11 protein-coding genes are annotated in these 10,195 nt (G+C 67.8%); 4 read left to right on the top strand and 7 right to left on the bottom strand.

The window, feature by feature from the left end; translation table 11 throughout:
* Positions 1–345 precede the first annotated feature (345 nt).
* Positions 346–1,005: a DNA-3-methyladenine glycosylase gene (locus tag F7O44_RS09890; protein WP_425501374.1), complete on the bottom strand. Its 660-nt coding sequence runs from the start codon at positions 1,003–1,005 to the stop codon at positions 346–348.
* A 178-nt stretch (positions 1,006–1,183) separates the two neighbouring features.
* Here F7O44_RS09890 and F7O44_RS09885 point away from each other — a divergent pair, with 178 nt between their 5' ends.
* Positions 1,184–2,623: an FGGY family carbohydrate kinase gene (locus F7O44_RS09885; RefSeq protein ID WP_162450021.1), complete on the top strand. Its 1,440-nt coding sequence runs from the start codon at positions 1,184–1,186 to the stop codon at positions 2,621–2,623.
* A 27-nt stretch (positions 2,624–2,650) separates the two neighbouring features.
* Here the strand turns inward: F7O44_RS09885 and F7O44_RS09880 are convergent, their stop codons facing one another.
* Genes F7O44_RS09880 through F7O44_RS09865 form a run of 4 tightly spaced genes read right to left on the bottom strand, consistent with a single transcriptional unit; the run spans position 2,651 to position 5,291 of the window.
* Positions 2,651–3,400 (bottom strand): phosphotransferase, encoded by a 750-nt coding sequence (locus F7O44_RS09880; RefSeq protein ID WP_222851224.1) that lies wholly within the window; start codon positions 3,398–3,400, stop codon positions 2,651–2,653.
* A gap of 36 nt (positions 3,401–3,436) precedes the next feature.
* Complete coding sequence (locus tag F7O44_RS09875) at positions 3,437–3,859, bottom strand: nitroreductase/quinone reductase family protein (protein WP_162450019.1); 423 nt, start codon at positions 3,857–3,859, stop codon at positions 3,437–3,439.
* Positions 3,860–3,906: 47 nt separating this feature from the next.
* Positions 3,907–4,905, bottom strand: a complete 999-nt coding sequence (locus tag F7O44_RS09870) for an amidohydrolase family protein (RefSeq protein ID WP_162450018.1) — start codon at positions 4,903–4,905, stop codon at positions 3,907–3,909.
* The gene (locus F7O44_RS09865) at positions 4,902–5,291 is read right to left on the bottom strand and encodes a metal-sulfur cluster assembly factor (RefSeq protein WP_162450017.1); all 390 of its coding nucleotides are present in this window, start codon (positions 5,289–5,291) and stop codon (positions 4,902–4,904) included. The genes F7O44_RS09870 and F7O44_RS09865 overlap by 4 nt, the downstream gene beginning before the upstream one ends.
* Positions 5,292–5,442: 151 nt before the next feature.
* Between F7O44_RS09865 and F7O44_RS09860 the strand changes: the two genes are divergently transcribed.
* Entirely contained in the window at positions 5,443–6,210 is a 768-nt protein-coding gene (locus F7O44_RS09860) for an IclR family transcriptional regulator domain-containing protein (RefSeq protein WP_162450016.1), read from the top strand.
* Between the two features lie 18 nt (positions 6,211–6,228).
* Here the strand turns inward: F7O44_RS09860 and F7O44_RS09855 are convergent, their stop codons facing one another.
* Positions 6,229–7,248 (bottom strand): DNA polymerase IV, encoded by a 1,020-nt coding sequence (locus F7O44_RS09855; protein ID WP_162450015.1) that lies wholly within the window; start codon positions 7,246–7,248, stop codon positions 6,229–6,231.
* A 69-nt stretch (positions 7,249–7,317) separates the two neighbouring features.
* Here F7O44_RS09855 and F7O44_RS09850 point away from each other — a divergent pair, with 69 nt between their 5' ends.
* A complete protein-coding gene (locus F7O44_RS09850) occupies positions 7,318–7,980 on the top strand; it encodes an O-methyltransferase (protein WP_162450014.1) in 663 nt (220 codons plus the stop codon).
* Between the two features lie 140 nt (positions 7,981–8,120).
* Positions 8,121–8,498 (top strand): VOC family protein, encoded by a 378-nt coding sequence (locus F7O44_RS09845; RefSeq protein WP_162450013.1) that lies wholly within the window; start codon positions 8,121–8,123, stop codon positions 8,496–8,498.
* A gap of 173 nt (positions 8,499–8,671) precedes the next feature.
* Here F7O44_RS09845 and F7O44_RS09840 read toward each other — a convergent pair whose 3' ends face one another.
* Complete coding sequence (locus F7O44_RS09840) at positions 8,672–10,186, bottom strand: cytochrome d ubiquinol oxidase subunit II (protein ID WP_162450012.1); 1,515 nt, start codon at positions 10,184–10,186, stop codon at positions 8,672–8,674.
* Positions 10,187–10,195 lie beyond the last annotated feature (9 nt).

Below are 10,195 nucleotides of genomic sequence, written 5' to 3'. Positions count from 1 at the left end.
CCACAAGGCCGGCCACCGTCCCCGGCGTCCCGCTCCCCTGTAGGCCTAGAGAAACTTACGACCAACACCACCCCAACGTCAAATCACCACCACACAACCCACACCACCACCACAAAACCCCACGTCAAAGCCGTCGGACCCAGACTTTTCGATCACTCGCCGCGGCGAGGACCGTCGTCGGCGCCGGTCGCGGTGATCCGGGCTTGCCACGAGCGATCCGAAGTTCTTCGGCGCACTCAAGCCACAAGCCGCCTTCGCGGCGGTTGCTGGTTTAACCGACGGCTTGAGCACGCTCAGTGGAGCTGAGCGTCGCGGGTCGGCGGAGAAGCGCGGACAATCGCGGCGCTAGAGGCTTCGCCCACGGCGCACGTTGCCTGGCCGGTACCTGGATACCGTGGGGTCCCCCTCGAGCCAGTACCGCCAAGGAAAACGTCCACCGTCGCCGCCTTTCCCGGCCACACCGACCCGCGGGCCGGTGGCAACGGATCGCGGTTCCGGGTACTCGTTGGCAGCGTCGAGCGACACGCCGCCCGTGCCGGTCAAAAGATCGACGCCGTTGAGTTCCCGGCCAAGCCCCAATGCCGACGCCAGCCGCGCAGGCCCACGTGCGAGATCTCGCGCCGAGCGTGCCGCCGGCCGACGTTTACGTGCCAGCTCCTCGCCTTCCACGACCTCGCCTCCGCGGAGCAGCACCGCCGTGGCGAGGCCGACCGGACCGCACACGATGTTCGCGCAAAAGTGCATGCCGTAGGTGAAGTACACGTAGAGGTGGCCAGCATCACCGAACATCACGGCGTTGCGCGGAGTCTGTCCTCTGAAGGCGTGTGAGCCAGGGTCGTCTGATCCCATGTACGCCTCGACTTCGGTCAGCCGGATCGCCACAGCGCCGTCGTCGTCCTCATGCCGAACGACACATCCGAGCAGTGCTGGCGCCACTTCTGTGGCAGGCCGCGCGAGCCATCGGCGCTTCTCACTCTGCGAGGCCGGCATCCGCGAGTCAGACACGACAACGAAGCCTAACGACTCGCGCATAGGCACCGCCGCGTCCGGTTGGAACGTCCGGCAATCGGCGAGTTCCGCACGCACTCAGTGGCAGGTCGCGCACGTCACGCTCGGCTCGGTACTCCATCCTCCGAGACTGTCGAGCTGCCGTGGCCGTGAACCGACGTGATCATATGGTCCTGTGACTCAGAAGCACGCTTACCTCGGGCTCGACATCGGCACCAGCGGTGTAAAGGTGACGCTGATCAGCGCCGACGGGCGGCTGATCGCCTCCGGCGAAGAACCGTACAGCATCTCCGCGCCGCAGCCGGATCATGCCGAGACCGACCCGGCGACATGGATCGCCGGGGTCTCGGCCGCGCTGCACCCGATGGCGGAGGCGCTGAGCGACGTCGATGTCGCCGCTCTCGGCATTGCCGGTCAGATGCACGGCGCGGTGCTCTGCGACCAACACGGCAACGCGCTGGCGCCCGCGATCCTCTGGCCCGACCGGCGGGCGGTTGATGAGCTGGAACGGTGGCGCGCTCTCCGGCCCGAGCACCTCGCGACGTTGGCGAATCCGCTGGCGCCGGGGATGACCGGACCGATCCTGGCCTGGCTGGGGACGCACCACCCGGACGTCGTCGCTCAGGCTTCGGTTGTGCTGGGCGCGAAAGACGCCGTTCGCGCAGCCGTCGTCGACCGGCCAGCGACGGCCACACCGGTCACCGACCGTAGTGACGCGTCGGCCACGCTGCTCTGGGACGTTCCCGGGGAGCGGTGGGCAACCGAGGTGTGCACCGCCGTCGGCGTGCCGACGCGGCTGCTCCCGGAGGTCGCGCCCAGTTCGGCCATCGTCGGCGAGACGAGTCTTCTGCGCCGTATCGTCGGCGACGCGTCGTCCGCGGTGCCGGTCGTCACCGGTGCGGCCGACACGGCGGCGGCCGCGCTCGCCGTCGAAGCCGATGGTCTACAGGTCAACTTCGGAACCGGCGCTCAAGTCATCCTGCCCACCGGTTCGGCGGCTCGATCGGACGCGCATCCGTCCACGCATCTCTACGCCAACACCGACGATGCGTGGTACGCGATGGCAGCACTGCAGAACGGCGGACTCGCGCTCGAATGGGCGGCGGCCGTCCTTGGGCTGACATGGAACGCGATGATCAACGCGGCAGCCGAAGGACCGGCCGGTGGGGTCTCCTTCCTGCCGTTTCTCAGCGGCGAACGCGGTGGTGTCGCCTCACCTTCCAGTCATGGCGGCTGGCTCGGCCTGGGAACGACGACGACTCGCACCGAAATGGCCCGCGCGGCGGTGCGCGGGGTCGTCTTCGCCATCCGCCGGGGCATAGAACTCTTGGGTGATCTTGCCTCCGACGACGGCCGGGCGGTCACACTGACCGGGGGCGGCTGGCGTGCCCCGGAGTTGTGCCAGCTGGCGGCCGACGTGCTGCAGCGGCCGGCCAGGCGGGTTGACGTGCGCAGCGCCTCGGCCACCGGCGCGGCGAAGCTCGCCGCTCGAGGCGTCGGAGTCGATCTGCACCCAGCACGGGCCGCAGCCGCGCTCGTCGGTCCCCGCTACTCCCCCGAATTGGCCGGGGACTACGAACGGTGGCGGGAGCGCTGCTCCGCCGGAGAACTCTGATCAGTTCCTAATGCGGCGAACAACGGTTCACAGCAACGCAGCCTCAAGCACCTGGCGGTGTCGCCGAACCCACTTGTGGGCCGCGCGGATCTCCGCGGGCACACCGGCATCACGGAGCCGTGCCATCGCGGGTTCGTCGTCAGCAGCCGCTTCGATGCCGCGCCAGCAACGGTCCTGCCACCAGAGGATGGTGTCGACCAGGTTCTCAGGTTCCGCCAGGCCATAAGCGTCGGAGATCAGCTGGACCTGCCGGGCTGCCTCCTCCGGATCCGCGGCGGGGCCGAGGCCGGCGTATTGCCAGCACACGTGCGCGACGTCATGGATGCGCCGGCCGGGCGCGGCCAGATCCCAGTCGATGAACGCGACGGGCACCGGTCCGGCGCCGGCGTCGTGATAAACGGTGTTCTTCGGAGAGAGATCGTTGTGGCACACGACCTCCTCCTTTCCGGCGAGCCGGGTGCCGGCGGTGAGGTCGTGGAACTCGCGCACGAGCTCGGCGACGCGGCACAGGCTGAGGTCCGAGGTCACACCCGAGATGTGGTGCGCCGTCCACGGCACATGGCCGTCGATGAACGTCAGCACCTCGCGGCCGTCGGCGTCGAAGCCCAGGTGTATTGGCGCCGCGTTCCAGCCACACTGATCGAAGTGTTTGAGGACCTTGCGCACGAACGCGGCCCTACGGCCAGGCGTCCGCAGGACTTTCTCGCCGACCCTGACCACCGTGCTGACGTGCCCGCCCGGCAGGGGCGTTTCACCCGTCGTCGGTCCGTCGTTCATGCCACCCATTCGCGAAAGTTCGCTACGCCCGACCGGCTAGTGAGCAGGGTCGAGAAAGACAATCGGGATCACGCGGTCGGTGTTGGACTCGTAGACGCGATAACCGTGGTACGCAGCGAGGACTTTGGGCCACCATCTCTCGCGCTCGTCGGGATCTGCCGTACGTGCTCTGACCCGCCACTTCCGCGAGCGGATCTGGACCTCAGCATTGGGATCGGCCTGGAGGTTTTGGTACCACTGAGGGTGCTCGGGGCGCCCGCCCCAGGACGCGATCACCACCGGTGTGTCGCCGTCGAGCAGATACAGCAGCGGCACCGTGTGCGGTTTTCCGCTCTTGCGGCCCCGGGTGGTGAGCAACAGCATGTCGTTCTTCACCAGGCGCCGGCCGATCACGCCCCGGCTCAGCCGATACAAGAAGATGTGCAGCCTGGAAAGTCGCCGAGCCGTGTTGTCACGCACCCGCCCAACTCTACGGGGCTGCCCGGTGCGGCCGACGATCACCGGGATTAGGTGGTGAGCCGTGACCTCGTTGCGTCGACGTCCATGCCGTGCAGGCGGAGCAGATTCTCGCCGAGAATCTTCCGTTTGGCCTGGTCGGTCAGCTGCGGGTAACCGTAGCCGTCGCACAAGTCCTGCGGGATCTGGAAGTCCATGAACGCGCGCAACGCCCATTGCGGATGGAAGATCGGAGCCTCACTGCCGTAGACGATCTTGTCTTCGCCGCACCAGAAGAGCAACTTGCCCAGGATCTCGGCGAACATCCGTGGCGCCCGCACCAGGAAGTTGATCGTCGCGGCCAGCGACGCATACAGGTTGGGGTACCTGATGAGCTGCCAGCAGGTCTCGTCCAAGAACGGCAGCCCGACGTGGAAGATCACGAAGTTGAGGTCCGGGAAGTTGGCGGCGGCACCGTCCATGTCCCACGTCTGGGTGTGCTCGATCGGCTGTGGGCCGAGCGGAACCCCCTTGTGCACGCCGATCAGGTTGACGCCGAGTTCCTGTGCCTTCTCGAACACCGGGTAGGCGATCTTGGGATCGTCCATCCGCCACGGGAAGGGCTCCCCGTAGTCGTAGCGGACGTTGTAGAACTTGAAAGCCTTCGCCCCGAACTCGCCGACCTGGCGTTCCATCAGATCGAGCGCTCTTCTCCCCTCGAGCGGGTTGACCGAACCCCAGAAGATCGTCCGGTCCGGATCACGTGCCGCCAGCTCGGCGCACTCCTCCCACGGGGACAGCCCGTCGCGGTACAGGTCGGTGAGCGGAAGCGGCATGGCCACCAGCATGTCCGTGTCGGACTCGTCGTAGACCATGCGGCTGATGTCGTCGATGGTCCACTGCCGCAGGAACTCCTCGGCAGCGAGCTTGGGTTCGTCGTCGGGGGTCAGGGTGGCGTGAAACGCATACAGGTGGTTCGAGAACATCTCACCCGGACGGCCGAACGCGTTCTTCTGCTCGAAGTTGAAGACGTGGGCAACACCGTCGAACACGACCGCGTCGTCGATCATGACGGCTCTCCTTTCCCGGCAGGCAGATGACTGGCGACGTACGCGTCGCGGTTGGGCACCATGGCCGGATCCGGAAGGAAGCGCAGCTTGCGGCGGGCGTCGTCGGACAGCCGGTCAGTCGTCCACGCCTCGTCCCACATGACTTCCACATCCGCGCAGTCCACGCCGGCCAGTTCCTCGACCCGTTCCTTGACCTCGTCCAGGACACGCGAGGCGAACGGACACCAGCCCGTCGTGAGCAGCAACTCGATGCGCGCCCGGCCGTCGCGCACCGACACATCACGGACGAGGCCCATGTCGACCACCGAGATGCCCTTCTCCCGGCAGCACGGGTCGTACACCTCGCTCAAAGCGTCGAGGAACGGTTGCGGGATTCCGGTCGCCATATCCCGACGGTGCCACCACCCGTCTCGAGCGGGAAGCCCACAGAATTTCAGATAGCGAACACACCGATCTCACCTGCGCATACCTGTAGCGAAGCGCCCGCCAAGTGGAGCATAATCGGGCGCACGAGAGCCCCCACGGACGGTGATGTTTGTGGCAGGTGAACGATCCGAACAGCCGAGCGACCTCATCCGGAGCGTCTCGCGCGCGCTGCGGCTGCTCGAAGTGGTCGGGGCGAGTCCGGCTCCGCTGACGGTGAAAGCCATCGCGCGACGATCCTCGCTGAACCTCTCCACCGCCTATCACCTGGTCCGGACCTTGACGTACGAAGGCTATCTGGAACGTCTACCGGACGGGCGCTACTTCCTCGGCCATGCCGTAGCCCACCGCTTTCACGACCTCTGCGGTTCGCTGGGCCACCGTCCCGGCGCACACAGCGTGCTCATTCACCTCTCGGCCACAACCGGTCACTCCGCGTATCTCGGACGGCTGGTCTCGGGACAGGTAGTCATCGTCGACCTCGTGGAAGGCCCGAACTCCCCGTATCTCGAAGACCTCGAAGTGGGGCTGTCCGCTGCCGCGCACGCCACGGCCGTCGGCAAAGCGCTACTCATGTCCCTGCCTCGGCGTACCCGATTGCGTTACCTCACCGAGAACGGAATGCCACCGTTCACCTCCAGAACACCCACCGAACCCGACCAACTCGAACGGGAGCTCGCCGGTGTACGGGCCGGCGAGCCGGTGGAGGAACACGGCCAGTTCCGCGACGACGTCGCCTGCGTCGCCGCACTGGTGCCGACACAGGCTCACGCCGAAGATGCCCCGTGGGCCGTCGTCGTATCCACCCGCGGCGAAACGATCCCCGCCGAGGTTCCCCGGCAGGCGGCGTTGGCCGCGGCCGATCTCAGCACGGGCACCTGACGACGCCGTGGCGTCCGGTCAACGAGCGAACTCCGCACGTACGCCCAGCAGCCGCACCGGCCGTCGGTCGGTAAACCGTTCCAGTGCCGTGAGCGCCGCCTTCTCGACCGCATCAGCTGTGGACGACGGTGGGGTCAGTGCCCGGCTGTGCGTCTCGGTGAAGAACGGTGCGTAGCGAACCTTGACAACGACGCGGGCCGCCGGACGCTGTTCCCCCGCGATGTCAGCGGCCACCTGATGTGCCAGCCGGACGACCTGGGTGCGGACCGCGTCCCAATCGGTGATGTTCTCCTGGAAGGTCACTTCGCGGCCGCGCGAGCGGGCGACGTGCGGCGCGTCGGTGACCCGTGAGCCCGCCCGGCCCTGGCCGAGTTGCACCAGCCACGGCCCGGTCTTCGGCCCGAACAGGGCGGCCAACTCGTCGGCATCGGCCGCCGCCAGCTGCCGGACCGTGTCGATTCCCGCGTCCGCGAGCTTCCGGGCCGTCTTTCCGCCGATTCCCCAGACGGCATGCGTCGGTTGTTCACCCAGCACGTCGAACCAGGTCTGATAGGTCAGCCGGAACACCCCGGCCGGCTTGCCATAACCGGTCGCGAGTTTCGCGTGCAGCCTGTTCTGACCGATGCCGACGCTGCAGTCGAGTTCCGTCGCTTCGCGTACGCGCTGCTGGATCCTGCGGGCCGTGGACTCCGGAGCGTCGTCGTCGATGCCGATGAAGGCTTCGTCCCAGCCCAGCACTTCAACGACGCCGAACTCCCGGAGCACGGTCATCACCTCGGCGGAGACCGCCTCGTACGCGTCGCGGTCGACGGCCAGGAACACGGCGTCGGGGCATCGCTTCGCCGCGGTGCGTAGCGGGAGGCCAGAGTGCACTCCGTACTCGCGCGCCTCGTAGGAGGCCGTGCTGACGACGCCACGCTTGGTGGGGTCGCCGTCGCCCCCGACGACGACCGGCCGGCCGCGTAGTTCCGGCCGCCGCAACACTTCGACGGCGGCGATGAACTGGTCGAGATCAACGTGCAGCACCCAGCGCGCCATGGTTCATTGTGCCGCGCTCGCGCGGGAGTTCTAGGCAGCCCGGCACCTCGGGGCCGCTACGGTGCATTCATGAGTCGTTGGATGGATGACGGGGTAGAGGACTACCTCACTGGCTTGGCAGAAACCGAACACGACGACGACGTGCTGACCCAGATGGAGGCTCTGGCCGACGAGAATGGCTTCCCGATCGTAGGGCGGGCATCCGGCCGCTATCTCGAGATGGCTGCCCGGTCGATCGGCGCTCGCCGGGTGATGGAGCTCGGCTCGGGGTATGGGTATTCGGCGTACTGGTTCGCTCGGGCCGTCGGGCCGTCGGGATCCGTCGTGTGCACTGAGGGCGACGCCGGCAACGCCAGGCGGGCCGAGGACTACCTGAGCCAAGCCGGGCTCTGGGACCGGGTCCGTTACAGGGTGGGCGACGCGTTGGAAGGCTTCGCCGCCGAGGACGGCGAATTCGACGTCGTGTACTGCGACGTCGACAAGGACGGCTACCCCGACTGCTGGCTCGCCGCGCGGGAGCGGATCCGCGTCGGCGGGTTGTGGTTGTGCGACAACGTGCTCTGGCACGGCCATGTCGCCACCGGCACGGATCGCGATGAGCTGCCAGCGTGGACCCGCGGCTGGACGGCGAAGATCCAGGAACACAATCGCCTCGTCGCCGAGGACGAGCGGTATGTCGCCAGCATCGTGCCAATCCGCGACGGCATCATGGCGGCACTGCGCGTGCGGTGAAGGCGGGCGCCTCTCTAGCGTCCTGCACCGCGAGCGCCAGAGCCCTCAATCCGCAGGACGCAGGCGGTGGCCTTCCGTGCCGGACGGGACACTGCACCACCCCTGGCGCCCGGACGGAAGTGCTGAAACACTGCACGACCATGGAAACTGTCACAGGAATCGGCGGCGTCTTCTTCCGCGCCCGCAACCCTGAATCGTTGAGCCGTTGGTACGCCGAGCACCTCGGCGTGCGTCAACCACCGCAGACCTACGACGACGACCCGTGGCGGCAGGAGGCAGGGCCCACGGTGTTTGCGCCGATGGGGGCCGACTCTCCGCATTTCGGGCGGGACGGACAGCAGTGGTCACTCAACTTCCGGGTCGCTGACCTGGATGCGATGGTGGCGCAGCTGCGTGCGGCGGATATCGAGGTCACGTTGCATGAGGAGGAGTACCCGAACGGCCGTTTCGCCGAACTGGCCGACCCCGAGGGCAACCCCATCCAGTTGTGGCAGCCGACTGGCAGAGAGGCCGGCTGATCGCGCCGACGGCGCTACCGCGCTGACCGATCCGGTCTGGGCGTGTACATGGCACGCTGAGAACACGCTGTGGTAGCCGAGATACCGGTTACCCAGCCTGTCTACAGCGTGCCATGTACACGCCCAGGCCGGACAAGGACGTCGTCCCCCGGAAAGCGACAACGGGCACGGCATCAACGAGGCAGGCCGCTCCACAGGTCCTCGAAGCCGTGACACAGCTGCGGGCGAAACGCGAGCAGCGCAGGCCGGAGCTGATGCCGCGGCGACGTCAAGGTCTCCGGCCCGCGCCGCACCGCCTCTTCCCAGCGCTGGCGCCCGGCTGCTTCCCGGTCGTGCCGGTACGGTAGTCGCACCCGGACGGCCGGGAACGTGACCAACTGGGCAGTGCCGGCCGAGTCCGGCTCCCGCGGCTGCGACACCGTGAGATCGAGGCCCACGCCTGGAACGTCGTACGCCTCGTCCAGCCCGGGATGCAGATACAGGTCGACGAACCGCTGCTTCGCACCCACCGGGTCGGTGGCGGTGCGGCCGCCGCGGGTCACGATCGCCTGTATCTGGTTCCACGGCACCGTGGTGGACACGGTTGCCGCCCAGCGCCACCGGCGTTTGCGGACGATGACCAGCCCGTCGAACGCCACCCGGATTCCGACGGCGGCCGTCAGACGCGGATACAGCCACAGCACCGCGGGCAGCACCAGACAGCAGAAGAACAGCGGCACGATCACCACCAGGGCCAGAAGCGCGGCCGGCACGTTGTCCCAGCCGAACGGGTTGTTCACCAGGTAGATCGACCCCGCCAGAACTCCGGCCAGCACCACCACCCCACCGGCGATCTCCCAGTGCGGGTGACCGTAGTTCAACCAGACGGCACCGGCCGGTCGCTGGATGTCCGGCACCCGCCCGTCCAGGCCCGGCCCGGGCGAGTCGCTCGGGTGCGGCGACGGGGCCGACGGCGACGCCGACCGCCAGAGCCGGGCTCCAGGTGCCAGGTGTTCCGTGGGCGTGTACCACTGAGCCGCCCGGGTCCCGGTGTAGAACAGGTCCGGGCGTACCGCGTCGATGGCTGTTGCGAGCTGGTGCACTTCGTCGTGCGCGTATGGCGTCAGATCTCCGATGCGCAGCCGGTACGACGGGACACGCACCCCCTCGATGTGGACGTCTGCCTCGTCGACCGCTTCGAGCCCGGCGAACGCCGGCAACCCCGGGATGACACGGTGCAGATAAAAGTGCAGTGCACGCCTGGCGAGGCGGCCCGTGTCGCTGCCGTCGGGCAGTCCGATGGACTCGGCGCTGACGACCTGTACGTCGTCCCACCCGATGTGTGCGGCCTTACCCCGGTACCACCACTTAGGCCGCGCCGCGATCTCCAGGCCGCCGTCGTCGACGACGATCTCGTGACGGGTCAACGCGCGCGGCAACGCCCGCATAAAGCCAATCAGCACCACGACCGTGAGGGAGACAGCCACCAGTGCGCCGATCGCCAGCGGCCGCCGCTCCGGCTGCCACAGGGCGGCAACCAGGCTGACGTCGTCGCGACCGTCCTGGGCCAGGAGTAACAACGGCGCCGCCAGCGCCACACCTACCACGACGGAGAGCAGCAGCCAGCTCAGATACGGCAGCAGGCTCGGTCCCGCACCGCTGATCTGTACGGCGCGTGCCGATCGTGCGCTCTCCGTTGCGTCCTGCACTGTGTGCGC

It is taken from the genome of Phytoactinopolyspora mesophila, from assembly GCF_010122465.1.
GTDB classification, from domain to species: domain Bacteria; phylum Actinomycetota; class Actinomycetes; order Jiangellales; family Jiangellaceae; genus Phytoactinopolyspora; species Phytoactinopolyspora mesophila.
The sequence above is the reverse complement of the archived record's forward strand: the minus strand, read 5'-3'. Positions and strand labels throughout refer to the sequence as shown.

Coding starts and splice junctions, on each gene's coding strand:
- F7O44_RS09880 (WP_222851224.1), bottom strand. CDS start 3,400: ATGAACGACGGACCGACGACGGGTGAAACGCCCCTGCCGGGCGGGCAC.
- F7O44_RS09870 (WP_162450018.1), bottom strand. CDS start 4,905: ATGATCGACGACGCGGTCGTGTTCGACGGTGTTGCCCACGTCTTCAAC.
- F7O44_RS09865 (WP_162450017.1), bottom strand. CDS start 5,291: ATGGCGACCGGAATCCCGCAACCGTTCCTCGACGCTTTGAGCGAGGTG.
- F7O44_RS09855 (WP_162450015.1), bottom strand. CDS start 7,248: ATGGCGCGCTGGGTGCTGCACGTTGATCTCGACCAGTTCATCGCCGCC.
- F7O44_RS09850 (WP_162450014.1), top strand. CDS start 7,318: ATGAGTCGTTGGATGGATGACGGGGTAGAGGACTACCTCACTGGCTTG.
- F7O44_RS09845 (WP_162450013.1), top strand. CDS start 8,121: ATGGAAACTGTCACAGGAATCGGCGGCGTCTTCTTCCGCGCCCGCAAC.